This window comes from Clostridia bacterium, from assembly GCA_024653205.1.
In the GTDB taxonomy this organism is placed as follows: Bacteria; Bacillota; DSM-521; order Neomoorellales; family SLTJ01; genus JANLFO01.
This window is the reverse complement of sequence record JANLFO010000004.1, coordinates 55,561-81,716: the sequence shown is the minus strand read 5'-3', so window position 1 is coordinate 81,716 and position 26,156 is coordinate 55,561. Positions and strand designations below refer to the sequence as shown.

At 63.8% G+C, this 26,156-nt stretch carries 20 protein-coding genes; all 20 read right to left on the bottom strand.

Translation table 11 applies throughout. The features are described from left to right. Position 1: 1 nt before the first annotated feature. The 20 genes from NUV99_03140 to NUV99_03045 all read right to left on the bottom strand — a co-directional run bounded on the left by NUV99_03140 (position 2) and on the right by NUV99_03045 (position 26,124). Positions 2 to 934 carry an RAMP superfamily CRISPR-associated protein gene (locus NUV99_03140; protein ID MCR4419127.1) on the bottom strand — a complete coding sequence of 311 codons (933 nt, stop codon included), beginning with the start codon at positions 932 to 934 and terminating at the stop codon, positions 2 to 4. Then, a complete protein-coding gene (gene cmr1 / locus NUV99_03135) occupies positions 931 to 2,016 on the bottom strand; it encodes a type III-B CRISPR module RAMP protein Cmr1 (protein ID MCR4419126.1) in 1,086 nt (361 codons plus the stop codon). Before cmr1 ends, NUV99_03140 begins: the two co-directional genes overlap by 4 nt. Positions 2,017 to 2,635: 619 nt before the next feature. Next, entirely contained in the window at positions 2,636 to 3,061 is a 426-nt protein-coding gene (locus tag NUV99_03130) for a plasmid pRiA4b ORF-3 family protein (protein MCR4419125.1), read from the bottom strand. Positions 3,062 to 3,151: 90 nt separating this feature from the next. Next, positions 3,152 to 5,593 carry a xanthine dehydrogenase family protein molybdopterin-binding subunit gene (locus NUV99_03125; protein ID MCR4419124.1) on the bottom strand — a complete coding sequence of 814 codons (2,442 nt, stop codon included), beginning with the start codon at positions 5,591 to 5,593 and terminating at the stop codon, positions 3,152 to 3,154. Next, complete coding sequence (locus NUV99_03120; GenBank protein ID MCR4419123.1) at positions 5,590 to 5,742, bottom strand: hypothetical protein; 153 nt, start codon at positions 5,740 to 5,742, stop codon at positions 5,590 to 5,592. The genes NUV99_03125 and NUV99_03120 overlap by 4 nt, the downstream gene beginning before the upstream one ends. Next, positions 5,739 to 6,149, bottom strand: coding sequence for a hypothetical protein (locus NUV99_03115; GenBank protein MCR4419122.1), 411 nt, complete (start codon positions 6,147 to 6,149; stop codon positions 5,739 to 5,741). Before NUV99_03115 ends, NUV99_03120 begins: the two co-directional genes overlap by 4 nt. A 117-nt stretch (positions 6,150 to 6,266) precedes the next feature. Beyond that, on the bottom strand, positions 6,267 to 6,578 hold the full coding sequence (locus NUV99_03110; protein MCR4419121.1) for a 4Fe-4S binding protein: 312 nt from the start codon (positions 6,576 to 6,578) through the stop codon (positions 6,267 to 6,269). Positions 6,579 to 6,696: 118 nt separating this feature from the next. Further along, positions 6,697 to 8,409 (bottom strand): aldehyde ferredoxin oxidoreductase, encoded by a 1,713-nt coding sequence (locus NUV99_03105; protein ID MCR4419120.1) that lies wholly within the window; start codon positions 8,407 to 8,409, stop codon positions 6,697 to 6,699. A gap of 55 nt (positions 8,410 to 8,464) precedes the next feature. Next, a complete protein-coding gene (locus NUV99_03100) occupies positions 8,465 to 9,373 on the bottom strand; it encodes a glycyl-radical enzyme activating protein (protein MCR4419119.1) in 909 nt (302 codons plus the stop codon). Positions 9,374 to 9,448: 75 nt separating this feature from the next. Further along, complete coding sequence (locus tag NUV99_03095) at positions 9,449 to 10,570, bottom strand: Zn-dependent alcohol dehydrogenase (GenBank protein MCR4419118.1); 1,122 nt, start codon at positions 10,568 to 10,570, stop codon at positions 9,449 to 9,451. Between the two features lie 103 nt (positions 10,571 to 10,673). Beyond that, complete coding sequence (locus NUV99_03090) at positions 10,674 to 10,916, bottom strand: MoaD/ThiS family protein (GenBank protein MCR4419117.1); 243 nt, start codon at positions 10,914 to 10,916, stop codon at positions 10,674 to 10,676. A 143-nt stretch (positions 10,917 to 11,059) separates the two neighbouring features. After that, positions 11,060 to 12,931, bottom strand: a complete 1,872-nt coding sequence (locus NUV99_03085; GenBank protein ID MCR4419116.1) for an aldehyde ferredoxin oxidoreductase family protein — start codon at positions 12,929 to 12,931, stop codon at positions 11,060 to 11,062. A gap of 76 nt (positions 12,932 to 13,007) precedes the next feature. Beyond that, positions 13,008 to 14,117 (bottom strand): NDMA-dependent alcohol dehydrogenase, encoded by a 1,110-nt coding sequence (locus NUV99_03080; protein ID MCR4419115.1) that lies wholly within the window; start codon positions 14,115 to 14,117, stop codon positions 13,008 to 13,010. Between the two features lie 20 nt (positions 14,118 to 14,137). Further along, complete coding sequence (locus NUV99_03075) at positions 14,138 to 15,544, bottom strand: MmgE/PrpD family protein (GenBank protein ID MCR4419114.1); 1,407 nt, start codon at positions 15,542 to 15,544, stop codon at positions 14,138 to 14,140. A gap of 229 nt (positions 15,545 to 15,773) precedes the next feature. Further along, positions 15,774 to 18,347: a hypothetical protein gene (locus NUV99_03070; GenBank protein MCR4419113.1), complete on the bottom strand. Its 2,574-nt coding sequence runs from the start codon at positions 18,345 to 18,347 to the stop codon at positions 15,774 to 15,776. A 165-nt stretch (positions 18,348 to 18,512) separates the two neighbouring features. Then, the gene (locus NUV99_03065; GenBank protein MCR4419112.1) at positions 18,513 to 19,829 is read right to left on the bottom strand and encodes a TRAP transporter large permease subunit; all 1,317 of its coding nucleotides are present in this window, start codon (positions 19,827 to 19,829) and stop codon (positions 18,513 to 18,515) included. Positions 19,830 to 19,833: 4 nt separating this feature from the next. Beyond that, complete coding sequence (locus NUV99_03060; GenBank protein ID MCR4419111.1) at positions 19,834 to 20,367, bottom strand: TRAP transporter small permease; 534 nt, start codon at positions 20,365 to 20,367, stop codon at positions 19,834 to 19,836. A gap of 139 nt (positions 20,368 to 20,506) precedes the next feature. Further along, positions 20,507 to 21,598 carry a TRAP transporter substrate-binding protein DctP gene (gene dctP / locus NUV99_03055; GenBank protein MCR4419110.1) on the bottom strand — a complete coding sequence of 364 codons (1,092 nt, stop codon included), beginning with the start codon at positions 21,596 to 21,598 and terminating at the stop codon, positions 20,507 to 20,509. A 44-nt stretch (positions 21,599 to 21,642) separates the two neighbouring features. Next, positions 21,643 to 23,949, bottom strand: coding sequence for a hydantoinase B/oxoprolinase family protein (locus NUV99_03050; GenBank protein ID MCR4419109.1), 2,307 nt, complete (start codon positions 23,947 to 23,949; stop codon positions 21,643 to 21,645). Between the two features lie 3 nt (positions 23,950 to 23,952). Next, positions 23,953 to 26,124: a hydantoinase/oxoprolinase family protein gene (locus tag NUV99_03045; protein ID MCR4419108.1), complete on the bottom strand. Its 2,172-nt coding sequence runs from the start codon at positions 26,122 to 26,124 to the stop codon at positions 23,953 to 23,955. Positions 26,125 to 26,156: the final 32 nt, after the last annotated feature.

Here is a 26,156-nt window from a genome sequence, read left to right as displayed (position 1 = left end):
TTCACCCCTCGGCGAGCCACTCTGCTAATTCTCTGCAGAAGGTCTCTTTCGAGCCACTCTGAATCGGGTGGCAGCCGCTCTTACAGGCCTTCCACCGGACAATTTCCGCCGTGCCCCAACCTGCCGTCCGTTTAGAGGAGATACCGTAGGTGGTGAGCAGGGTCTCGATCGCCCCAATAAGCCGGGGAATGATCTCCGAAACGGGAACCGGGGGCCTTGTCCCCGGCCAGGGGGCGTAGAGCAGGTAGAGCGTGCCTTTGCCTCCTTCTTCGAGTTCGTCCGGGTTATCCTCCTTGGGCTTTCTTCCCGGTACCACCTCGTAATAGATGGGCTGAGTGCCGGCGCGCCCCTCCCGGCCGTGCGGGTTAATTACTTCGATGTCTATCTTGTCGAACCAGGTGGGGTAGAAGACCAGCGCCCCCTGACGAGAATGCTCTTCCTCGCCCTTTTCGTTGCCGAATAGGTAGAGGATCCAGTCCGGGTCTTGCCCCTCCCTAAAGCACCCTCCTTTGCCGAGGTGCTCCCGCAGCCCGGCCTGCAGGCGGCAGGCCCAGCGTAGCATCCCCTTCCAACCGGAGGCGGCCAGAAAGGGTACTCCAAACACCCGATCCTTGCGCACCGGGTTGTCTAGTAGATGGAAGACCCGGTCGTCTCTGGAGTACCAAGGCGTCACCAGCTCAAACTCTACCTCCAGGCCGAGCCAGTGGGGGCTGGGCAGGTGAGAGAAATCGGGTAGCGCGTTAACTATTTCCTGCGGAAGGGTGAATGTCTGCGTTGCGGCGCCTATGTAACGGCTTCTCGCCTCTTCCTTGCTGCCCCGGAAGAAGCGAACCGAAGCCTCATCCACCAGGCCCGCCGCCAGTCCCCAGGGAAGAGGGGATCCTTCCTGGTAATGGGCACCGGAAGCGATGTAGGCAATGAATTCCCAATTCATGGGCTGCCTCCCCGTTGGTGACAAAGGTCGTCAAGGATTTGCTCGCCGGTCAGGAATTCCTCCTCCGGCCTGAAGTCTTGCCATACCTTTTTAAGGCGACTCTTTATTTCCTCAAAGCTCACCGTGTCGGGTTTGACGAAGCCAAACGTGCGCCGCCCCTCCTGGGGGGATTTAAAGCTAAGGACCTTCTTGCTTGCCGGGCCGGTGTCTCCCTCGCCGCCGGGCCTTCGCCCGGCCAGCCAGCGAGATACTTCATCCTTAGGATCCTCAAGCAGGTCGCTCCAGCGAACAATACGCTTTCCCTTTCTCTCTTTCTCCGACTTGTCCTGTTTGCGGCCAAGTACCAGGTTAAAACTGCTATAGGTGGTATCCTGCCTGGCCAAATACCTGTCCTTCACACACCAGAAGTTCTGTAGGGAGGCCCAGGCAAAGTTGCCTTGCTCCACCTGGCGCCAGCCGCCCTGCCTTGCCCTGCCACCCCGGACATATTCCCGGAGTGCCTCTTTGCAGCACGCGACCAATGGCGGCGATGGCGTTTGCTCAAGCCTAACCAGACCGTAATCCCGGTGGTGCGGCCTGTTTTCCCTGGCCGGCTCATCGGACGGCTTTAGCACCGCCCGGCCGCCCATAGCCCCGTATTCGGCTATCAGCCTCAGAGTAAGATCGAGCAGAGCCCATTCTTCTCTGCCAACAGGGCGGAGAGGCACGAAACGCAGAATGAATTCTTGGTTCCTTCTAATGGCACCGACTACCGGCCTGCCGGTCGGATCCGTTACCTCAAAGCGGAACTTGCGGGCCCACCTAGTGCAACCGAACAGCTCACAGGCTACGCAGCGGTGGCTCGAGCCGGAGGGGTCCTGATGCGGACCGGGGCAGCGATCCCACCGGTCCGAAGGGTCGCACGCGCTACCGCCCAATCCCCGTACTACCACCTCAAACCACCAGCGGACGGAACCGAGGAGGCCGGTCCGCACCAAACGGTCACCTCGCCGGTATGCGTCCCCCGTCCATATGTCGGTCAGGGCGGTAAAGCGCCATTCGTGAACGTCAATGAGGTTGGAAGTGTCAGTCACCACCGCCACCGCCTCCCTCTTCGTCCGTCGTCTACCCAATGCCCCTGGCTCCGTGCCCCGACACCCTGGCAGCGCCGCCTTTATTTGTTAAGTTCGCCATGAAACTGCCATTTCCTCCTCTTTTCGTATCCGCCGGCAACCTAATCCGGCGGTGCCGCTGCCCGGGCGTTTAGCGCCTTCCGTGGCGTCTGGTCTGCTTTGCAAGAGCCGTTGTAGTAGAGCTATGCGCTCCGCCCCGAGGCAGGCTGGTGATGTTTAATGAAGGTTTGGGGCCGCACAACCGAGGTGAAGATCCCGCCCGGTCATCTCGCTCCTCGCCCGCGTAACCGAGGGGGCGGCCCAGCGGCGGCACAATTATGGGTCCGGGTTCAACCGGAGGCCGCGGAAAGAAGGAGGCACTAACAGCGCGAAGCCGACTCCTCCGGCAGCCTGAACTTCTCTACCTGCTCTTTCAAACCCTGCATCAAATTCACCAGGTTCTGGGCGCTGGCGCTGATACTCTGGGCGGCCGAACTCAGCCCGTGGACCAAAGATTAACGTAGGGGATACCGATTATTTCCGGGCCATAACCGGTGGCCGGGATTGGGCCGTTTCCTACCCTTTAGACGCCCGCCATCCTCTGGTACCCCTAGGGGCCGCCGCAGTCCTCGGGCGGGCAGGCCCTGGCGCCTTCCAAACACACGGGATAGCGAACCCCTTCGACAGGCGGCAGCACCTTCTCCAGCACCACCTCGTGCTGCCACCCGTCGCCGAAGTCGTACTCGTACAGGAACCTGGTTTTGGGCTGCGGCAGCACCTGCCAGAGCCTTACCCTCCTGGCGTTCGCGCCCGGCTCGAAGTCGAGGTCGGGATCTCCATAACAGGTGCCGTGAATGACGAACTGGTAGAGGTGGCTATTGAACCACCCCATAACGTCCGGCAACACCAGGTGGAGCTTATAGAGAGTGATGTCGTTCGGTACTTGAAACCGTCGCCAGATTGGCGGCCGTATGCCCTTGAGCGTGGCCTTAAACTGGCAGATGCTCGGATCCAGAGCAGCCTTTGCCCTTCCCACCGTAGCTCTCACCTGCCCCCAAGAACGTGGCGCGAACCGTGGGTTCCAACCGCTACCCCTGCTTATCCCCGGTTGAGCGCACTTCCGCTGTCACGACTGCTCCACCAGCCATTCAACGTGATTCCTATTCGTCCCTTTCGCCACCCCGGTCAAGATTCTTGCCGCTGCCGCAACCTTTCCACCCACACGCTGCGGAAGATGTGCGCAGGGCTCGCTTCCCGAACTGTGACCTTTCACAGCACCGCCCGGTTCGGCACTGCACTTCACCTTCGCCAGGGCCTTAAGCACCCGTTCCGGCGTCAGCGGGTACTCCGTGATCCAGGTGCCCAGAGCGTTGGAGACGGCCATGAGCACCGCCGCCGGGCCGGGGGAGGTGGCAATTTCGCCTATACCTACCGCCCCAAAGCGGTGGCTGGGAAAGGGGGTTTCCAGAATCACGTTTTCGATGGGGGGTAAGTCGGCAAAGGTGCGCCACTTGTACTCGACCAGATTGGCGTTGAGCACCCACCCGTGCTGGGAGTCGAGCACCGTTTCCTCAAAGAGGGCGCTGTCGATGCCGGCCGAACCCAGACAGCCGTTGAGCTGCCCGCGCAGCCCCAGAGGATCGATTATCGTGCCCACGTCGGTGGCGTTCACCACCCGCAGAAGGGAAACCTGCCCGGTTTCGGTGTCTACCTCTACTTCTACGAAGCTCATCAGGCAGTTGGCCAGGGTGTAGTCGGGCTCAAAGCGCCCGAAGCCCACGATGGTGCGGTCCACCCCCATGGCCCTCCAGGGAAGCCGGCGCTCGGGGTCCGCCTTGATAAAGACTTCCCCGTTTTCGGTTTCCAGCTCCTCCGGGTGTACACCCAGCTTGGGGGCCAAAACTTCAAGCAGCCTGGCCTTGGCGTCTTCGGCGGCCCGGATCACCGCGCTCCCAATGGCATAAGTTCCTCGCGACCCGCCCCCCGGCCCTACGTAAGGGCTGATCAAAGAATCCGCCGGAGTCACCTGTACCCGATCGAGGGGTAGTTGTAACACCTCAGCCACCATCTTGGCGTAATTGCTTTTCTGGCCCGTCCCGTGCTCGGCCACGCAGAAGAGCAGTACCGCCGTTCCGTCCGGTTGCAGCCGCACTATGGCCTCCGAGGCATCCTCACCGATATCGGCATTCCCGTGCACACACACCCCCACCCCGGTCCTCTTCGCCCCGTTGACCGTGGTGGGCTTAAGCCAGCCCTTCCACTTCTCTCTCCAGCCGAACACTTGCGCGCCTTTATCCATGGCCGCAGCGTAGTCCACCCCCCGGTACACGTACCAGAGGCCATCACGCCAGTAGTAGCCGTCGCCAGGCTTGACGTAATTTTTCTTGAGAAACTCAAACGGGTCCAAATCCAGCTCGGCCAAAGCGCGAGAAAGGACGGGCATCACCACCGCCTTTAGCTCCTGACCGCCGAAGCCTCTCACCTGGCCGGAAGCGGCGCGGTTGGTGCAGACGATGGTAGGCTTGAGGTTCCAGTTGCGGCAGCGCAGCATGAGCTGCAGCTCGCCCAGGCCTACCGCCACCTGGGCCTGGGTGGTACGGGAATAGTAGCCGGTATCGATTAACCACCTGCCGACCACGGCGGTCACCGTGCCGTCCTTCTTCATGCCGATTTTGGCCTGAAGGCGGCAGCCCGGGCGCAGAGTAAAGGTGGCGAGCTGTTCCTCCCGGCTCATGACCATTTTCACCGGCCGGCCGGTGGCCCGGCTGAGAAGCACCGCGTAGCAGTACCACAGCCACGATAACGCCTTAGAGCCGAAGCTACCGCCGCAGGTGAGCCCGATGGTCCTTACCTTTACCTGCTCGCCCAAAACCCGGCGGACGATCTCGGCGTCCCGGAAAGGCGATTGGCTGGACACCCAAAGGGTTACTGCCTCCGGGGCCTCCCACCAGGCAATTACGCCCGGCGGCTCGGCCGAAATCGGGTTGGGCAGATTTTCGTAGGCAGCCGAACCCTCCACTACCACGTCCGCTTCGGCCAGCCCCTTCTCCGGGTCGCCCATGACCAGTTCGGTAAGGCATTTGGGACCGAAGGCGGGCAGTCCGGGCGTGACCACGTTGCCGGGAAACTCGGCGTAGAGTTCTGGGGCGCCGGGTTTCAGAGCTTCTTCGGGATCGAAGACCGGGGGTAGTTCCTGGTACTCTACTCGGATTAGGCTGGCCGCCTCCTCGGCCGCTTCCTCCGTGGTAGCGGCTACTAAAGCTACCGCGTCGCCGGCAAAGCGCACCTTGGCGTCCACTACCCGTACCACCGGGGGCGTCCCGCCTCGCCAGTTAGGCGGCGCATCGAGGTGAGTTAATATCGCTTTTACGCCTTCCACCCGGGCGGCCCGACCGGTATCTATGCTCTTGATAAGGGCGTGCGGATGGGGGCTTCTGGCCACCTTCCCGTAAAGCATGCCGGGCAAAACCATATCGGTTAGGAACCGGGCTCTACCGGTAACGATGTCCGCCGCGTCCCGGCGGGGCATTTCTCGACCGATGAAGCGCAGACCCTCACCGTTGCTCACTTGTGCTCACCTTCGCTCTGTCCGGCGCCGGAAGGAGTGGGCTCCAGCGCCTGATAATCGCTCACGCAGCGGCAGAAATGGCCCGCCCGAATCAATAGGCTACGTCCTTTAGACCAGGTCCTGCGGATTATGGCCGTTCTATTGCTCAAGCGTACGTGCCTTCCGGGCCGGTGATGAAGTGGAATATGGGGCGATCCACGCGGCGAACAATGAGGGGACAATGTTTCAGTCCCTTGGGTATGAATACCAGGCAACTCTTGGTCAGGATATACGGTTCGTCTTCGAGCCATAGCTCTATCTCCCCGCCCAGGTCTTGAGGGTCGTCGGCGTTGGTGCCGACGAAGGCTATGACCTCGTCAAAGGGATGGGTGTGCGCCTCTGCCATAGGCTCGGGTACCCACTGCCCCGGCCAATACCATGAGCATCCCACGAAGAAAGCCCCAGGAACCACCTCCTGGTCGAGCCACAACACCCGGGTGGAGGGCCCCCGCGGGACCCGCTCCCCCACATCCTTGGGTCTGGTAACAATCAAACCATCGTACTTGCGACCGGCCACTGACCAGCACCTCCTCAAAAAGCCTCACTGGAGGCCTCATTGTAAAACGGAGCCGTTCACAACTATGACCGGGACGGTGTCCCTCTCGCCCTAGAGCCTCATGCCATCCAGATGGTACTAGCAGAGATTGAGAATGTTAGTACTCGGCCTGTCTTCAGGGTAGCTAACCCGGTCGTGGATGTCCTGGACCGATTGCCAGTCCACTTCGATGGCGCCTTGCGGGCAGGTCTGCTCGCACAGACCGCACTCGATGCAGCGCCGGGTAAACAACGGCGGGGAAACGGTAAAGTCTATGGCCCCGACCGGGCAGTTTTCCGCACAGTGGTGACATTTCGGGTAGCGGCACTTATCCTGGTTGATTCGGAACTCCAGCCGCGCCATGAGCTTCTCAAATTCCAGGACCTGGCCGAGGAAAACTCTGAGGCACACTAGATAGGGTAGCTGTCGCCGTACATGCCCGAGGCGTCAAACCCCGCGGCCCAGTGTTACGTCAGTCCGATGGCTGAGGCTCCAACCGGGAAGCAACTCCCCCGCCGCCGGAGCCGTGTCATCCTTTGTCCACCAAGCCTTTCAGGGTTCCCCTCATTACCTCCGGCGGGATGTTAAAGGCGGTGCCGGTTACCTCCGATTTTTCCCGGTAGAAGAACTCCGGCAGCACATCGTCCGCTTCCGTCCACCCCGCCGCCCGGTTGAACTCCTTTTCCCACCGGATGGTGTTCCGGCCCAGATCCAGCAGGCGGTCCGGCTCGGCCGGCCCGCCGTAGGCGGCCGCATACAGGGCCGCCAGCTTATCCAGGTGGCCGCCCCAAAAAATGGCCGCCAAGGCGCAAAAGAGGTTATCCCAGGTGGCAAAGAGGATCTGAAGGTTTCTTGAGAGGTTACAGATTTCCTCGGGACTAACGTCCCCACTTACTCCGAAGGAGGGCGCGGTGGTGTGGTCGGCTCCCATGGGGCTGGTAGCGTAGGCCACGGCGGTGATCGGCGCTCCCCGGGGATCGTATCCGGCCATGGCCTGGTGCTTGGCCACCGGGATGCGTTCTACTCCGAGGTACCGGCCTACCGCCTCCGCTCCCTGCCCCAGCACCCGGCCGAATTCCGTTCCCGCCATCATCTCGCGGATCAATTCCGCGGCCGCCTTGGCGTCCCCCCACGGTATCCGGCCCGCCTCCATGCACAGGGCAATGGTGGCCCCGGTCTCGATGGTGTCGATGCCCAGGTCGTCGCAGAGGTAATCCAGGCGGGCTACCGCCTCCAGGTCGGTTATCCCGCAGTTGGCCCCGCAGAGGGCCACGGTCTCGTATTCCAGGCCGGCGGTGAGCAACCGACCCTCCTGGTCGTATAGGAGGTTTGCACACCGAAGGATGCAACCCGACTGGCAGGGAAGTCCCGTTTTCCCCCGCCGGGAGGCAATCTCCCGGAAGCGCTCCCCGCTGATCCCCTCCAGGCCTTCCAGCCTCTTACCGGAGAAGTTGCGCACCGGAACCTGGCCCGCCTCGGCGTGATGCAGCACGGCGGCTACGGTGCCGATCTGCCTCAGCTCGTGGTCCTTGGCCCCCTCGGCCATTAGCCGGTGCAACTCCCGCCTTACCGCCGCCAGCCGCTCCGGGTCGGCCACCGGCGCAGAATAAGGAGTCTCCGGCTTTTCCACCACCACCGCCTTGACCCCTTTGGCGCCCATCACCGCTCCTACTCCGCCCCTGGCGGCGGCCCGGCAGGGATAATCGGTGCCGTACTCCGTAACCATGACTGCCGCGTTCCGGTAGCAACGCTCGCCCGCCGCCCCGATGGAGGCCACGGCAATCCCCGGGCCGTACCGGGAGCGGAGCCGGGCCACCAGTTCGTAGTTGTTCATCTCCCGGCATTCCGGGGCCTCCTCCAGAGAGGCCCGGCCACGGGCGTCGACCCTGACCACCCAGGGCCCTTCTCCTCGCGCTGCCCCCTCAATTATTACCAGCTGGATCCCGTGCCGGGCCAAATAGAAGGGCACGGTGCCGCCGGAATTGGCCTCCTTAATGCCCCCGGTCAGCGGACTCTTGCAACCTACGGAAAGACGGCTGGAGCTAGAGAGTCCCAATCCTGCCAGCGCGCTGGTGCAGAGAACCAGTTTGTTTTCCGGGCCGAGCGGGTCACAAGTTGGATCTACCTCATCCCTCAGGACCCGCGCCACCAGTCCTCGGCCGCCCAGACCGAGATATTCCTTTTTCGCCGGCTCTTCGGTTACGGTCAGCGTACTCAGGTTCACGCGAAGCGCCCGATACACAAACGCTCACCCCTTCCGTTAGGGACCGAGTTAGGTTGCGGCCGCCCGGGAGAAACTACAGCCGTATCCGGCAGTCGATCCCGTAGGCCTCAAAGGTCTGGCGGATACTTTCCAGCTGCTCCCGACCGGGAGGAATTACGTCCGGAAGTTCGTAGGTGCGGTCGAGCATCTGGTACTTGCCTACGCCGAAGCGATGGTAGGGCATGAGATCCACCCGGTTTAGCCCCAGGTCGGCTACCACGCGGGCCAGGGCCCGCACTTCTTCGGGGCGGTCGTTGCACCCGGGTATTACCGGGATGCGGATGACGATCGCCGTACCTCTCTCCGCCAGGTGGCGCAGGTTGCGCAGGATGACCGCGGTACCCACGCCGGTCAGGCGACGGTGAATCTCCGGGTCGGGGTGCTTGAGGTCGAAAAGCACCAGGTCGGTGTGAGGCAATACCTTCTCCAGGGCCTCCTGACCGGCGTATCCCGACGTATCGAGGCAAGTGTGGATACCCGCCTCCCGGCAGCGGACGAACAGCTCGGCTACGAACTCCGCCTGTTGTAAGGGCTCGCCACCGGACACGGTTACCCCGCCGCCGGAGCGCTCGTAATAGGACACGTCCCGGCGTACTTCCTCGAACACTTCTTGGGCCGACATTTCGCTACCGAATACTTTCAGCGCCCCCGGATCGCACACCTGGGTGCACCGGCCGCAGCAGTCGCAGAGCTCCCGGTCGATGCGCACGCCTTTTTCCTCCAGCGTGATCGCCTGCTTGGGGCAAGCCTCTACGCAGCGGCCGCAGCGGGTGCAGAGGGAATCCCGGTGCGCCACCTCGGGGTCGGCGAACTGCGACTCGGGGTTGCTGCACCAGAGGCAGCGCAGCGGGCACCCCTTGAGGAATACGGTGGTTCTTATCCCCGGTCCGTCGTCAATGCTGTACCGCTGGATGTTGAAAACCATTCCTTTGGTGTTGGCCATGTAACCACCCACTTTGTTGTTTGGCACCCGGGCCGGGTACCGGGACCTCGGGGGCCTGCTTGGGCCGCCCCCGGCCTAGGCACCGCCCCCAAGGGCAATGATGCCCCGAATAATACGGCCGCCGAGGAGATCCTCGTAACCCTGGTTTATCTCCTCCAGCCGGTACTTACGGCTGAGCATCTCGTCCAGCTTGAGCAGGCCCGCCTGGTAAAGCCCCAGTAGGCGCTGGGTATCGGACTGGATGTTTAGGTTGCCGCCCATTACCCCCTGAATCCGCTTCTGGCCTCCGCAGATGGCGTGGGCGCTCACCCGGATGGCCTTGGTGCCCGGTCTCTCCCCGGCCGAGGCCACCGCCACGGTCCCCGCCCGGCGGATGATGTTGACCGCTTCCTCCACCACTTCTTCATTGATTATCCCAACCGCCACTATGGCCTTGTCTGCCCCGATACCGCCGGTAAGCTCCCTTACCAACTCTCCGGCCTCCTGGGCCCCCGCCACGGCGTGGGTGGCCCCCAGCTCCAGGGCCTTCTCCCGCTTCAGGGCCACCGGATCCACCGCCACTATATACCTGGCCCCGCAGACTCTGGCCCCCTGCACTGCCGCCAGGCCCACGCCGCCGGCACCGTAGATCACCACCGTATCCCCCGGCTCTACTTCCGCTCCCTTTACGGCCGCCCCCCAGCCGGTCAGTACCCCGCAACTCAGTAGACAGGCCGACTCCAGCGGTAGCTTGGGATCGATCTTGACCAGGGAATACTCCGGGATGACCGAGTACTCGGAGAAGGTACCTAATAGGGCCGAGTTGCCTATGTCCTTTCCCCGGGCGTGGAAGCGGCAGGTACCGTCCAGGAGCCGGCTCAAATATCCCCGCTGCTCCAGCTCGCACAAATTCTGGTGCCCGGTGGAACACCAACGACAATGCCCGCAGGAAGGCCAGGCCGTGGCCAGAATGTGGTCCCCGGGCTTGACCCGGGCCACGCCCGGCCCCACCGCTTCCACTATTCCCGCGCCTTCATGACCGGAGACCATAGGCAGTCCTACGTCCAGGTCCCCTTCCACGACGTGGTAGTCGGAATGGCACAGGCCCGCCGCCACCCAGCGCACCAGTACTTCGTGGTCCTTGGGCGGGTCAAGTTCCACCTCGGTAACGTCAAATCCCTGCTTAGGAGTCCACACCACTGCCGCCCTGACTTTCATAGGAACCCTCCCCCGTGACCTTGTCCTTTTCCGCCTTGTCTGTAAAGAAACGCTTTAGCCCAGCGGAGCAACAACCCCAACCTCGCTGGGCCACAGCCGAGAGCTAGCCGCCGCCCAAGGGCCACAGCACCAGGACCTCGTCCCCATCCTTCAGCGGGGTATCCCAGCCGGCGGCCGCCTGGTTGACAATGACCACCGGGCGAGGCCACTCGGCCCCATCGGCCGCCTCGGCCTTCAGGCGCTCTATCACCTGACCCACCGTGGCCCCCTCCGGCACCTCGAAGGCCCGGGAGTGGCCTTCCGGCAGGCTACCCACACCGGGGAAGAACTTTATCGTTACCCTCAATCTCCTCCCCCCATCCTCGGTTTCCGGCCGGTCCGGCCCTCGCCGCCGGACCCCTGGCGGATCCTTAGTTTGCCCTGGAGGGCAAGACTGGGATAACTCAGGCCGGACCGCCTCCCGACCGGTTCCGTCGGGCTAAGACCCGCCTACCCCTGGCCGTACAGGTCCCGGATCACCGGCTCCAGACCACCCAGCTCCCGCAATCTCTCCAGAGAGGGCTTACCCGTACCCCACTCCCAGCCTACGGCGGCAAAGAAGTTACGGGCCAACTGCTCCTCATCCACCGTAACTCCGGCCAGGGGCCCGTGACCAAGCGGAGGCTTGCCCACCACCCGCGGCGGGGCCAGGCGTGCGGTCACGCTCAATCCCTCCCGGAGGTTGAAGGCATGCCCCATGCTGAGAATGCGCAGCCCGGTGGCAATCTTGTCCTCCTCGGTGAACGGCCAGCCGGTAACCGCCTCTATGAACTCGGCTATTGCCTCCGGCCGCCCGGGAAATTGCACGAAGAGGCACAGACCCGAGCACTGGGTCACTTCCTGGTCGGCGGTGGCCAGAAGGTCGCGTTGTCCGGTGTCGCGGTAGTTGTATTTGTCTTGGGAGGCACTGTGGGACTGCATTCTACCTAGGCCGCCCTTGACGTGCCGGCCGGGGGTGGGGTCGAATTGGTAGGTGCGGATCCAGCCCGGGGCGAGTCGCGGATCGTGCATGGGCAGCTCCATGCCCTCTACGGTTACTAAACACTCCGCCCCCTTGCCCCAGACCTGGGCGGCCTTGGCCGAGCCCATAGCCAGCACCCGGCCGCATCCCTCCTGCTCGGCAATCTTTTGGGTGAGGGCCACGATGGCTTCCGCGTTTCCCCAACTTAGGTCTAGCCCATCCAGGTCCTGCCGGGTGAGAAGCCCCTTCTCGTAGCACTCCATGGCCCAGCCGATGGTGGCCCCGGTGGAGATGGTATCCAGCCCGTAGCGGTTACAGATATCGTTGCACTTGATGATGGACTCGGGGTTGGAATTGAGCAGCAGCATGCCGAAGGCGGCGGCCGTTTCGTACTCCGGCCGTTTGGCCCCGCTCACGGGCCAGGGACCGACGCCGACCTCGTACTCGGCGCCGCAGCCCAAGGGGCAGTTGGCGCAGGCGTATTTCCTTACCTTGTACTTCGGATCCATGGCCCTAGACCCGATCCGCACCGCCGCTTCCTCGCCGAAATCGGTTAGGCCCACGCCCAGCCAGTTCTTGACCGGAGAGTCGCCGCTCAAGGCGGAAGGCGTGGTGGTCCAGCCGGTGCCGTGCTCGGACGTCCGGGCGATCTCCTCGGCCATAGGACCGCTCTCCATGGCTTCCCGCAGCTTGTGGTTTATCTCTCTCAACCGAGTAGGGTCGGCTACGGGTATCTCCCTGCTCCCGCAGACTGCCACCGCCTTGAGTTTCTTGGCCCCCATTACCGCGCCGCTGCCCCCACGGGCGGCCGCGCGATAGGTGTCGTTCATCACCGCGGCCATGAAGGAACGCTTTTCTCCCGCCGGGCCGATCACCGCCGCCCGCAGGTTAGGCTCTCCGGTGTCCTGCACCAAGGCCGTGAGCGTCTCCTTGACCTCCTTGCCCCACAGGCCGGCGGCGTCCCGGATCTCGGCCTTGCCGTCCTTGATCCACAGGTATACCGGCCGATCGGCCACGCCGGACACGAACACGGCGTCGTACCCGGCCCGCTTCAGTTCCCTACCGAAAAACCCACCCGAGTTGGCATCGTTCCAGCCGCCGTTTACCGGCGATTTCGACACCACTATATACCGCGAGCCGAAGTAGGCGCCGGACCCGGTCAGAGGACCGGTGACAAGCCCTAGAATACTGTCCGGTCCGAAGGGATCGGCTCCCCCAGGCATCATTTCGTAGAGTATCCGCGACCCCAGGCCGTAGCCGCCGAGGAAGTTACGGGCCAGGTCCTCGCTTAGCTCCCGCTCCCGGAGGCTGCCGGTACTCAGATCGACGAAGAGCATTCTCCCCGTGTAGCCGCCTTTCAAGTTCGTTCCCTCCCGTCTAGTGGCCTCCGCGGTTTCAACTGCACGGTCGGTACTGCAGTAGCGGCGGAAGCTTCGCCTAGAAGGCGATGATCCCCCGGACGATGCGACCCGCAATCAGGTCCTCGTAGCCCTGATTAATCTCCTCCAACCGATAGCGGCGGCTTAGCATCTCGTCCAGCTTGAGCAACCCCGACCGGTACAGCCCCAGCAGCCTCGGTATGTCGTAGTGGGGATTGAGGTTGCCCATTACCACTCCCTGAATGCGCTTCTGCCCCCCGCAGATGACGTGAGCGCTTACGTGTATCGCCTTGGTGCCCGGTTTCTCCCCGGCGGCGGCCACGGCTGCGGTGCCCGCCCGGCGGACGATGTTGACCGCTTCTTCCACTATTTCCTCGTTAATGACTCCGACGCACACGATGGACTTATCTGCTCCTACGCCGCCGGTCAGGTTCTTTACCAACTCCCGCGCTTCCTCGACACTGGCCACAGCGTGCGTGGCCCCTAACTCCAGGGCCTTCTCCCGCTTCAGGGCCACCGGATCCACGGCCACGATATACCGGGCCCCGCAGACCCTGGCGCCCTGCACCGCCGACAGGCCTAGGCTACCCACGCCGTAAATCACCACCGTGTCCCCGGGCTCGACTTGGGCCCCCGCCACCGCCGCTCCCCAGCCGGTGAGCACTCCACAGCTCAGGAGGCAGGCCGCCTCCAGGGACGCCTCGGGGTCGATCTTCACCAGCGAATACTCCGGCGCCACGGAATACTCCGAGAAAGTGCCCAGCATGGCCGCACTCCCCAGATCCTGGCCCCGGGCATGGAACCGACAGGTGCCGTCTAGCTGGCGTCCGCTGTAGGCCTGGTCGCCCAGGACACAAAGGTTCTGATGACCGCTGGAGCACCAGCGGCAATACCCGCAGGAGGCGCGGAAGGTGGCCACCACGTGGTCGCCGGGCTTAACCCGGGTAACGCCCGGGCCCACTTCCTCTACCACGCCTGTGCCCTCGTGGCCGGCTACCATGGGGAGCTGGGCGCCGTGCTGGCCCTCGATTACGTGGTAGTCCGAATGGCAAAGCCCCGCTGCCACCCAGCGCACCAGCACCTCGTGCTCCTTGGGTGGATCGAGCTCTACTTCTGTCACATCCCATCCCTGCTTGGGAGCCCATACCACTGCCGCCTTGACTTTCATCGGATGCAATCCCTCCTATATTAGAAGACCTCTTTGGCGGGTACCGTCAGTCCGATCAGCTCCCGCACGTCCGCCACGTTCTCCAGCGAGGATACCAACTCCACCAACCTGGCCACCCGATCTTCGGGCAGAGGATTGCCGGCATGAGCCAGGCAGTCCCGGAGCTTCCGTTCGCACTCCGCGAAGGTCATGGGCTGCTGGGGAGAGCCGGTGGGGAACTGCACTTCGCGCGAGTAGGTGCGCCCGTCCCGGTCGGTTATGGTTACCCGGGCCGGCTCGATCTCGTCTCCCCGGTTGAGGGCCGGGTCCACTTCCACCTCGATTTTAGCCGCCACCTCTAGGATGTCCGGGCTGCGGATGGCCTCGGCGGAGAAGTCCTTGATGGTGGCCCGTTTCCTGGCCACGGCCACCGCCACGCCCCAGGGCACGCTGAACTGGGAGTCCACCGGGGTCCGGGGCCGCACCTTGGCCTCCAGGGGCGAGGCCAACAGCAGGCGGGTGCCCTCGCCGCAGGCAATCAGGATGCGCTCCACCGCCGCCGGCTCCGGCCCTCCTTCCCGGACCAGCCCCAGGGCGGCGTCGATGAAGGGGTGCACTCCCCGGCAGCAGGGATAGGGTTTGATGGACACGTTGAGGCCTTCAAACCTGGTTCCCAATTCTCCCACCAGACGATCCCGGGAGTAGCTCCCCTGGTGGTATACCCTGTACATTCCTAACTCGCCCTCAAGGCTGTTCTTAGCCCCGGTGATCCCTCCCCTGGCCATCAGGGCCGCAGCCACGCCCCCTCTTACCGCAAAGCCCGGGCCCATGCGCTTGGTGAGGGCCCCGTCCTTAACGCACTGGCCGTTGCCCGCGGACTGGTGGTAGGCTATTCCCATGGCGTTGAGCAGAGCCTCCCGGTCCAGCCCCAGGATGCGCCCCGCCACCGCCGCCGCGGTCATGTAGCCGTAGATGGAGGTCAGGTGCCAGCCGAATTGGTGGACGTTCTGGCCGGGGCGGGTGGCCAGTCCCAGGCGGCAGATGAAATCCGTTCCCAAGGCCACGGCGGTGATCAGTTCCTTGCCGTCGATCCCGCCCACATATTCGGCTGCGGCCAGGGCCGCGGGCAGGGTAACCACCCCGGGGTGGATCACCGCCGCCTCGTGCACATCGTCGTAGTCCAGAGCGTGGGCCATAGTGGCGTTCATTTGGGCGGCGTGGGGCAAGGGGAGCCGGCGCCCGGCGCCGATCACCGTAGCCTGCTCGGCCCCGCCCCATTCCTCCAGCAACCCTCTCAACTCCCTTACTCCCGCCTCGTTTGAGCCGCCTAGGGCTACACCAAAGAAGTCCAATACTTGCTTTTTAGTATTCTCTACCACCGGCACCGGCAGGTCCTCGTAGGTGACCCGCAGGAAGTGCTCGGCAATAAGGTGGGTTGCCTCTTCCACTACTGTTTCCCCCAATCTCCTGACGGATCTTCAGTTTGTCCTGGCGGCAGTCCCGGTTCCCCCTCGTAGTTCGGTGCTCGGCGAGGCTTTAGGTACTCGGTGGAACCAGGACTGCCGGCGGAAACTGGGAATAACTCAAGGTAAAGCCACGACCGCCGGGGCGGGGCGGGGATAACCCCGCCCAATCAGCTGTTGACTGCGCCGCGCCGCCGACCGCCGAACAGAGCCGTTATAGCTCGTGCATGGTGCGGGCGATGATCTCGTCCTGCAGTTCGGGCGGCAGGTCCACGAAGTAGGCGCTGTAGCCGCCCACCCTCACCAGCAGGTTGCGGTACTTCTCCGGATGCTTCCTGGCCTCCAGGAGTTCCTCCACGCTGTGCACGTTGAACTGGATGTGCCAGCCTCCCCGGGCCATGAAGGTCTTGATCAACGCCAGCACCTTTTCCAGCTTCTCGGGCGTGTTCAAAAGCGGCTTAGAGAGCTTCATGTTGTGGGCGATGCCCACGCACTCCCAGGCGTGCGGGGCCTTGGTGGCGGAGTTGATCACCGCCGTGGGGCCCTTCACGTCCGCGCCGGGCATGGGCGAGGTGCCGGCGTCGTTGATGGGGGTGTAGGCCTTCCGGCCGTTGGGCAGGGCCCCCACCGCCAGACCGTGGATCACGTGGCCCGCGGCCGCGCCCTTGAAGAGGAAGGGCTTCAGGCCCGTGAAGGGATCCGGCCGGCTGAGCAGGATCTGCTGCACCTTCATGGAGATGTAGTTGAAGATCTCGTCCACGTAGTCGTCGTCGTTCCCGTACTTGGGTGCCTTGAGGCACTTCTGCCGGAGGTCTTCGTGCCCCTCCCAGTTATTCTTCAGGGCCTCCAGCAGCTCGGCCATGGTAACCTGCTTGGTGTCGAAGACCAGGTACTTGATGGCCGCCAGGCTGTCGGCCACGTCGGTCAGCCCCCGGTCGCCCACCCAGGCCATGCAGGTCACCGGGTAACGGGCGCCGCCCTCCCTGGGGGTCAGCCCCTTGGGGATGCAGTCCTCGTAGAGCATGGCCGCCCGCCAGCCGCTCCGCGGCGCGTTCTCCATCTCCACGCTCCACCAGACGAAGTAGTGCTTCCGCATCCTCTCGGCGAAGTAGTCCACCTGCTTGAGGAAGGCTTCGTAGAGCTGCTCTATGGAGGTGAACTGGGTCACGTCCCCGGTCTTAAGGCCCACCTGCTTTCCGGTGCGGGGATCGAAGCCGTTGTAGAGGGTGATTTCGAAGATCTTGGCTTGGTTCAGGTTAAACTTCCCGCTGGGGTGCTCGGCGCACTCCAGGTTGTAGGCCAGGCAGCCGCTGGCGTGCCAGTCCACGGCGTCCTCCACCTTCACCCCCCGGGCCAGGTAACGGGCCGTGCCCAGGGCGTCGTTGAGGAAGGCCGGGTTGCCGCCGCCGAAGTCCCGGCAGCACTCCAAGGCGAAGAGCAGGAAGTCCTTGCTCATGCCGTCGTGGTAGCGGACGTAGACCGCCGGCTCCGAGAGCTTCATCTGCCGCATTACTTCCAGAACCATCCAGGAAAGCTCGTTAGTCACGTCCCGACCGCGCTCGTCCCGGCCGCCGATGGTGACGTTGGGCAGGAGCGTACCCGGCGCCGCCCGGTGCTCCCGCTTGATGCTCACCAGGTTCTCGGCCTCCCGGGTCTTGAGCCAGAAGCAGCCCAGCAGCTCCGCCGCCTGCTGGCGGGTGATCTTGCCTTCTTTCAGGTCCTTTTCGTAGTAGGGCCAGAGCATCTGGTCCAGGCGGCCCAGGCCGTGCTCTGCCCGCTCCGGGCTCTCCTTATAGCAGGCCAGGTGCAGGAACCGGAGGGACTGGAGCGCCTCCCAGAAGCTGCGCGGCGGGTTGGCCGGCACCCACTCGCAGTGCTCGGCGATTTTCTCCAGCTCCTTCTTGCGCTCCGGGTTGGTCTCCTTCGCCGCCAGGCTGCGGGCCAGCTCGGCATGGCGGCGGGCGAAGTCGATCACCGCCTGGCAGCAGATGATTATCGACTGCAGCAGCACGTACTTGCGGTAGGCCACCGCCGTGGAAGCGGCCACGCCGCCGTTCCCGTCCGGCACTCCCGCCCCTTCGGCCAGCACCTTTTCCATTTCCGCCTTGGCCAGGGCGATGATGTGGTTGAGGCCGTTATGGAGCACCGGGGCGTGCGGCTGGGGGGTGCCTCCGCCCATGGCGCCCCAGTTCTCGAACAGGCCCCGGTCCGGCTCCACCCTTACCCCCCGGCCCTCAAAAATCATGGCCCGGTCCATCAAGAGGTCAAAGTGATCCTCGCCCAGGGTTTCCTTCAGAGCGGCGTTGATGTAGCTGGGGGGCATGTTGGCCACCCAGTACTCGCAATCTTCCCTGAGCCGCCGGGCGTCCTCCTCCGAGATCTCCGCCGGGACGGTGTCGCTGAGCTTGCGGTCAAACAGTCCCCGGTTAAGCATGTCGAGGACCTCGCGCGGCTTCATGGCCGCCAGGAGGTTTACTCCCTTAACGAACTTGGTGAGCGAGCCCACGATCAACTCTCCATCCCGGATGGTAATGGGGCACTCTTTGAGCCTCTTCTCGAAGGCCTTAGCCCAGCGCAGGTCGACCGGGAGCCCCTCCGTCTCCTTCCAAGACTTGGTAAAGAGCAGGGTATCGTCCACGTAAATGATGGGCCTGGCCTCTTCCCACTCCTGCTTGAGCTTCTTGACCCGGTTCGTGACGACGCTTAGTCTTCTGATTTCTTCCCCGTTAACTTGGGGCGTACCTGTAACGTTCCCTCTGGCCGCAGTATCTAGCGCTACCGCTGTCATCTCGCCCATTACCTCCCCTCGCGGTAGTACCACAAACTTACTGTAGCGAGGGTTTCACAGTTTTGGGAAACCCCCTAGACTAATCTTAGCCCCAGGGCATGAGAGCGTCCATTACAATTCCCCGTAACGGCGCGTTAACCAATCGGTTACCACCGAGCCGGCCGACTACGCCTTCGCCATCGCCGGCAAGAGCAGGGCCAGCCTGGGAAAGGCGAACAGCAAGGCCGCCACCACCAGACCCACCACCAGGAAGGACATGGCGGCCCGAAAGGCTTCGGTAAGCGTGACCTCCGGCGGGGCCACCGCCTTAACCGTGTAGACGTCCAGACCGAAGGGCGGGGTTATGAGCCCGAGCTGCACCACCAGCAAGTAAACCACCGCATACCACAGCAGGTCCACGCCTAGGGCCGAAACCAGGGGCGTGAACAGCGGCACGGTCACCATGGTAATGCTGGCCGCGTCCATGAAGCAGCCCAAAATGAACACTACCGCCAGGGTGGCGGCCACGATCAACATGGGAGGAAGGCTGAGCGAGGTGGCCAGATCTACCAAACCGCGAAGCGCCCCGCTGCTGGCCAGGATCCGGCTGAAACATACCGCTCCTACCACGATGAAGAAGACCATGCTGGTGATGTGTACGGTGCTCACCAGGGAGTTCCACAGAACCTTCCAGTTAAGGCGCCTGTAGGCTGCCGCCAGTAATAGGCAGGCCACCACCCCTAGGGCCGCCGCCTCCGAGGGAGTAGCGACGCCGATGAAGATGGTTCCCACCACCGCGAACATGATGAGCGCCAGGGGGAGAAGGTCGCGCACGAACACTACCACCTTCTCGGAAAAGGAAACGTCCGATCGCTCGTCAGGCGCGGATACCGGCGCTTTCCGGTACCGCACCAAGAGGTAGGCCAGATAGAGGCCGGCCAGGAGTAGACCGGGAAGAATAATTCCCAGCAGGACCCCGCTGATGGAGACCCCGCTCATGGCCCCCACCAGGATGCCCAGGGCCGAAGGAGGTATCATGGTGGCCAGAGTGCCGCTGGCCACTATGGGCCCGAGGCTCGTTTCTCCCCGGTAACCGCGCCTGAGCATCTCCGGCAGCAGGGTCTTGCCCAGTATACTGGCCGAGGCGCCGCTGATCCCGATCAGGGCCCCTAGTATCGCCCCGGCTCCTACCGCCAGTACGCTCAACCGTACCGGAACCCGCTTGCCCAACAGGCGGTCCAGGACGTCAACCACCCGGGTACCCATCCCGGATTCGAAGATCAGCGCGCCCATGAGAATGAACATGGGCACCGGCAGCAGGGTGAAGCTGGCTACGGGGCTATAAAGCCCGGTGGCCAGTTGAGCAAGGCCGCTAAGCCCGCCCCACCACAGGTAGCCGCCGATCATGCAGGTGAGCAGGAAGCTCAGGGCTATGGGCATGCCGGTTAACATGCATAGGAAAAGGCAGACGAAGCTGAATACCAGAACGAACAGCCAATCCACGGCTTTAGCGCCCCCCGGTCGCGGCTTCTCCTTCGGGCGGGTTGTTTCCTTGCGCCCGCAGGTGACCGTACAGTTTCCTCAGCGTTTCCACCAATAGCAGCACCAGGCCGGCAGGAATTACCGCCTCTATCGGCCACCGGAGCGGCCGCAGAATGCTCACCATGGGCGTGGCCGCCCGGAAATCCTGGACTACTACCAGTAGGCTCAGCCAGCTCGCCACCGCCAGCACCGCTGCCCCCACCACGAGGCTAAAGGTACGTAGACCAGCCTGGGGCCGGGGATTTAACCGGCGGACCAGGAGCTCCATGCTCACGTGGCCGTCCTGCCTCATTACCCAGGCCAGCCCCAGGAAGGTCATCCATACCAGGCTGTACTCGGTGATTTCAAACAGTCCTGCCCAGCTCTTGTCGGCGCCGTAGCGCACCAGGACGTCGGCAGAAACTGCCAGGGCATCGAACAGCACCAGCAGAGCCGCCAGCCCCAGGAAAGCGTCTACCAGTCGCTCGAACGCAACCCAAAAGCGCTGCCGAGGCTCCAACTTATCCTCTCCTCCCCGCTTTCAATCACCGCTCTCGTCCGGTCGGATCGGCGGCCCGGTCCGGCCCCGACTAGGGCGCCCGCCGGACCGCCTCCCTACCGGACTTGCCGGCCTGAGCAAGAGAGACTGGTGGTCCCGGTTACTGTCTCTTCTGGTAGTAGTCGAGTTTCAGCCGGTAGAAATCGGGGTTGAGAATGAGCTCGTGGATCTTGGATACGATCTCTCGCTTGCCGATCTGGTAGTCCTGCTCCATTATGGTCTTGCGGAAGGCCTCGTAATAAGCCAAGGCCTCGTCCGGCGGAAGTTTACCGAACTGAACTCCCTGCTTGACCAGCTCGGCCTTGGCTTGGGCGACTATATCATCCCAAAGCTTGGTGTTCTTTTCGTGCTCGATCGACGCCTGGGTCAGCACCTCTTGTAGATCCGCAGGAAGTTTGTTCCAAGTATTGAGGTTCACTACGTAGACCATGCCTCCGGAAGAAAAGATGGACTCCTCCAATATGAACTTGGTGACCGGCCCCAGACCAAAATCTATGACCGGCGGAATCCCGCACGTATACCCGTCTATGGTGCCCCGCTCCATAGCGGTGAAGTACTCCGTAAGAGGTATGGCCACGGGCGTGGCCCCCAATTCCTTGACGAAGGCCGCCGCCGCCGCTCCGTCGGTGGCGATCTTCAGCCCCTTGAAGTCCGCCAGCTTGGTTACCGGTTTGCGGAAGCCAAAGATGTTTACTACATGGGGCTCGGCCGGCTTACATACTCCCAGGTAGTAAAGCCCCTGAGCGGCGAACTGCTCCTGCAGGTAGGCGGTCAGCCCCCGCTCCCGTAGCTCCGCAGGAGTGTACTCGGCCATATGCACGGAGTCAAATCCCGGGACCAACTTGTTAAGCGCGTAGCCCAGAGCCTCGGCCATATCCACCACGCCCCGCTGGACCGCCGCCGGGGCCTCGTCGGCGGGGATGGCTTCCGGGCCGCCGATCAGGTTGATCTTAAGCCGACCGTTAGACAACTCCTCGACCCGTTGGGCAAACTGCCGCGACCAGGTGTTCCCCGGCGGCTTATCCGGGGCAAACATTACCATCTTTAGCTCGATGGGTTTGGTTTCCGTGGGCTGCTGGGAGCCGGAGGTTCCCTGGGGAGAGCTGGGCGCCTTGCCGCAGCTCCACAGGCCGACACAGGCAGCCAGCACCCCGGCCAGGATTACCCCAGATAGTTGGCGATGACCTTTCATGCTCAAGTCCTCCTCTCCAGGCGTTTAGGTGCTACCGGATTTCCCTAATCGGCGAAATTGGAACAGTCAAGAGCGATATCCCAAAGGTACGGGTCCCCAGCCCGCGCCAGCTCTGTGGCCAAACGGGTTCCGCAACTCGGACAGAAGAACTCCCTGAAGCGCATCGCCGTGCCCGCTCCCGGGTCCGAGGAGGCGTATGCCGGACCGATGTCGGAAGCGGGAATCTCGTTCACCCGACAGTAATCCTTGTAGTTCGCCTTGGCCGGTCCCAGGATACGGCCGCACCGGCAGCGGTAGACGGGGCCCGCCGGGCCGTCCTCAAGCCTAAGGAGGCCGCCGGCCACTGCGTACCCGGTTCCCGGTTGCGCCGTTTGACCACCTCCCTTCTCCTCGTTGCCCGCGCCATCCACCCGCCTCCTGCGAGCTTCCTCCCGGTAGGAGGCGGTAGCTTCCAGGTCGGGCTCGGAGGGTGAGGCCATCACCACCCCGTAGACCCCCCTGGCCTCTTCGGGTGTTAACTTCCCCTCCGCCACGTCCCGGGCCACCCGATACGGGTCCCGGTCCAGGGGATCGCCCACGCCCGGGGTGTTGGGGAAGTTGTTGCTCCAGACGTCGCCGGGGCGCAGAATAATGGCCGGTCCCTTGAAGCTGATTGGCACCTCCTCCCCTTGAATTTCCCCCAGACTGCGCGACACTCGCCCGTCGGCCAGCAGCTCCCAAACGTTGCTGTTGCGCTTCACCCGGAAGAAACCCCGGCCGCTGGGGTTGCCGCCCAGGAGGCCCTGACCTTTGGCGAAGCTCTCGTTCATATAGATGGCCATTTCCACCGCTTCCGTCCCGTGCAACACTATGGCCTCTTCCACTCCCAGGCCGCCCCGGAAGCGGCCCGCGCCCGCGGCGCCGGCCGGGCTCTGACGGCGGTATAGGGTGAGCACCGGCCAGGCCAGCTCGTTCTCCTCCACGTTGGCCGCCTCCATCCCGGGTACCAGGTAGTTTCCTCCCGTGTCTATCCCGTCCCGAGCCGGCGAAGCCGGGAAGGCGCCAATGGCCAGCAGCGGGTTCATGGCCACGAAGTAGTCCCCGCGCCGGTCGGTTCCGTTAAAGATGATTCCGCCCACGGCGTGGACGTCCACCATGGTAAGGGCTTTGGCCCTCAGCTCGGGATCGTCGGCGCAGGCCACCATCTTGGCCACCGCTCCCACGGCGGTAGAGGCCACCATGGGCATGTTGTACTGGCCGGCAGGACTTACCGCCGCCGGGAAGTCGGCGCAGGTAATGGTACCCGGCACCGGCCGGAACTTTACCCGCCGGTAGAGACCCCCGCAAGCGCCGCCCAGGTCATAACCTAACATCAGGGTAAGGGCCAGGAGCACGGCGCCGGCAAAGCCGGCCAGGGTGTTGTTGATCGAGCCTATTTGCGGCGAGGTCCCCTCGTTATCCGCCACCAGGTAGTCGCCTTGCTTGGTAATGTTGACTTGGCTCACGTAAACCCGCTCGTCGCCGGGTAGTGCCGCCTCGGTATATACCCGTTCCGACCACCTCCCGTCGGGAATATGCCGCAACTTTTCCAGGAAGGCCCGTTCTGCGGCCTCCAGGAGCCGGTACATCACCCCTTTTACCGTGGCGGCCCCGTAGCGCCGCACCAGTTGGAGCACCCGCTCCCGGGCGACATTAATTCCCGCCAGGGCGGCGTGCAGGTCCATCCGCACCGCGTTGGGGAGCCGGGACTGGCGCACGAAGGCGTCCTCCACGTCCACCCGCAGCTTCCCCCGCTCCACCAACTTCACCGGAGGGAAGCTGGGTGGATCTTCCCAAAAGTTCTTGGCTCCCACGCAGAAGCTGCCCGAGACCGCGCCGCCCACGTCGGTGAGATGGAGGCAATTAGCCACCCAGCAGAAGAGTTCTCCCTCCCAGAACACCGGCCCGGCCAGAGCCGTGTCCTGCTGGTGGGCCGTCCCCACGTAGGGGTCGTTCCAGAGAAAGACGTCGCCTTCCTCGATGCCCGGTTCGGCGCTCCGGTTCTCCAGTATCCACCGGGTCCCGAAGCTCAAGGTTACGCCCAGGTAGAGGAGATAGGGGCCCAGGCAGAGCACTTCCCCGCTTTCGGTTAGTAGAGTGCATTGAAAATCGCGAGTGATCATGGTAATAGGAGAAATGCTTAGCTTCTGGATGGTATTGCCATGCTCAAAGTTAATACCCATTAGGGTGTTGCGAATTACTTCGTAGGTGATGGGGTCCACCTCCTGCGCCCCGGAGGTGTGCAGGCGCAGGCTAGGACTAATGCGCAGGGTTTCCGGCGGCAGATAGCCGCGGGCCTTTCCGTCCCATACGATAGCCGGGTTCTCGCCCATACCCTATGCCTCCCCCGCCAATCCGGCAGCCTTCTCGTTGCGGATACCGAAGTCTTCGCCGATAGTATCTGCCTCCAACCGCAACACCAAATTGCCCAGCGAGTCGCATATCAGCTTCTGACCGGCCGCTACCGGAACCGAAGTATGGGGGAGTTCCACTACCGCCGGTCCGGGCACCTCGTTACCGGGTTGGAGAAGCCTGCCGTCATACACCTGGGTTTCCAACCAGGTCAGGCTCTCCGGCCAAAGCACCGGCCGCGATTCCCGCCGGGCCTGCTCCGGTATTCCGGCCTCCGTCTCCTCCCGACCCGCCAGCAGCGGACGGCCCAGTCGCGCCCGGGCCCGCACCCGGACGGTAAACATTTCTATACCCTGGGAAACCAGGCCCGCGCCCTTTCCGTAAAGGCGGTCGTAGGTGGTGCGAAAGTCTTCCACCACTTTGTCCGCCTCGTCGGGCCCCAGGTATCCCCCGGGCAGGTGTATCAGTAAGTGGTGCAGCCACTGGCCCCGGTAGCGCATCAGGCCGAAGCGCTCCAGTTCCACCCCCCCGGGGTCCTGGCCTATTTGGGCCATGGCCGCCAGGGCCTCGGCCTCCAGGCGGCTCAAGACCCGGTTCAGCCCGTCTAGGTCAAAGGGATGGGAGAACAGCTCCTCGGCCTCCAGCACCCGCACCAGGTCCGAGGTGGCGCACCCGTAGGCGGAAAGGGTAGAGGCGCCGTTGCCCAGGGGGATCACTACCTCCTTAACCCCCAGTTCCGGCGCGAAGGCGAAGGCGTGCAGCGGACCTGCACCCCCATAGGCGTAGACTACAAAGTCGCGGGGATCGTAACCGCGAACCACGGTCCGCTGCCGGATCAGCTCCGCCGCCTTGGTGTTGTTTATCCGCAGGATGCCGGCGGCAGCTTCTTCCGGCTCCAGTCCCACCTGCCGGCCCAGGGCGGCCAGGGCCCGCACGGCGGCATCCTTGTCCAAGGGCATGCGCCCTCCCAGGAAGCTCTCCGCCGAGAGCAGGCCCACCACCAGGTCGGCGTCGGTGACCGTGGGCTCGCTCCCGCCCCGGCCGTAGCAGACCGGCCCGGGGTTGGAGCCCGCACTCTCCGGCCCCACGCGCAGGGAACGGCTGTAAGGGTCCACCCGGGCTATGCTTCCGCCCCCGCAGGCAATAGAGGTCACCTGCAACTGGGCCAAGCGGTAGCGGTACCGGTTGATTACGTTGTCCTCGGTGCCCAGCGGCTCGCCCTGGACGATCAGGCCCACGTCGAAGGAGGTGCCGCCCATGTCGGTGGCCACCACGTAGTCGTGGCCCAGCCGCCGCGCCAGGGCCGCCGCCCCCATTAGGCCGCCCACCGGACCCGATCCCAAGGAGGTAAGGGGAACCGAGGCCGCCGCCTCTGCCGGCACCACCCCGCCCGAAACCTGCATCACCAGCGGCGGGGATTTCAGGCCGGCTTGTTTCAGGCGCTCGGCAGCGCCGGCCAGGTAGGCGGCCGAGGGCGGGTCAATGTAGGAATTGATGACCGTGGCCACCGTGCGCTCGTACTCGCCCAGCCGCGGTGCCACCTCGTGCGAGCAGGACACGTACACCTGCGGGGCTACGCGGCGGACGATTTCCGCCGCCTGCCGCTCGTGTACCGGGTTCTTGAAGGACCATAGGAAAGCGATGGCGATGGCGGTTACTCCGCCCTCTTCGACCAGGCTCCGCACCGCCGCCTCTACTTCCTCCGGGTTCAGAGGCACTATTACCCGGCCGGCGTAGTCGATGCGCTCGTTGATCTCCCGGATGAGGTTACGCGGTACCAGCGGCTCCGGCTTGTCCGTGGTCTGGGGGTGAAAGTACATTTCCGGCTCCAGCCCCACCGTGCGGCCCGAGCCCCGCATCATAAGGATGGCGTCGCCATGACCGGCGGTAGCCAGGAGCCCGGTGCGGGCGCCCTTGCGCTCCACGATGAGGTTGGTGCCGATGGTGGTGCCCAGGCTGAGCCGAACGGTTGAGGCTAGAAACTCCTCGCGGCTCAGGCCGCACTCGGCGGCCAGTACCGCCAGAGTGTTGAGCATGCCCGCCACTGGGTCCTCCCGGGTGGTAGGAGACTTGGCGTGGTAGAGCCTTCCGGCATCATCCAGGGCCACGCCGTCGGTGAAGGTCCCGCCTACGTCCACTCCTACGTAGAAGCCCATTCTCGCGCCCCCTTTGGCGTACCAGGTATTCC

Bases quoted from the DNA above. Each gene is read 5' to 3' on its own strand.
- NUV99_03140 (MCR4419127.1), bottom strand. From the start codon at position 934: ATGAATTGGGAATTCATTGCCTACATCGCTTCCGGTGCCCATTACCAG.
- NUV99_03100 (MCR4419119.1), bottom strand. From the start codon at position 9,373: ATGGCCAACACCAAAGGAATGGTTTTCAACATCCAGCGGTACAGCATT.
- NUV99_03095 (MCR4419118.1), bottom strand. From the start codon at position 10,570: ATGAAAGTCAGGGCGGCAGTGGTGTGGACTCCTAAGCAGGGATTTGAC.
- NUV99_03080 (MCR4419115.1), bottom strand. From the start codon at position 14,117: ATGAAAGTCAAGGCGGCAGTGGTATGGGCTCCCAAGCAGGGATGGGAT.
- NUV99_03070 (MCR4419113.1), bottom strand. From the start codon at position 18,347: ATGACAGCGGTAGCGCTAGATACTGCGGCCAGAGGGAACGTTACAGGT.
- dctP (MCR4419110.1), bottom strand. From the start codon at position 21,598: ATGAAAGGTCATCGCCAACTATCTGGGGTAATCCTGGCCGGGGTGCTG.
- NUV99_03050 (MCR4419109.1), bottom strand. From the start codon at position 23,949: ATGGGCGAGAACCCGGCTATCGTATGGGACGGAAAGGCCCGCGGCTAT.
- NUV99_03045 (MCR4419108.1), bottom strand. From the start codon at position 26,124: ATGGGCTTCTACGTAGGAGTGGACGTAGGCGGGACCTTCACCGACGGC.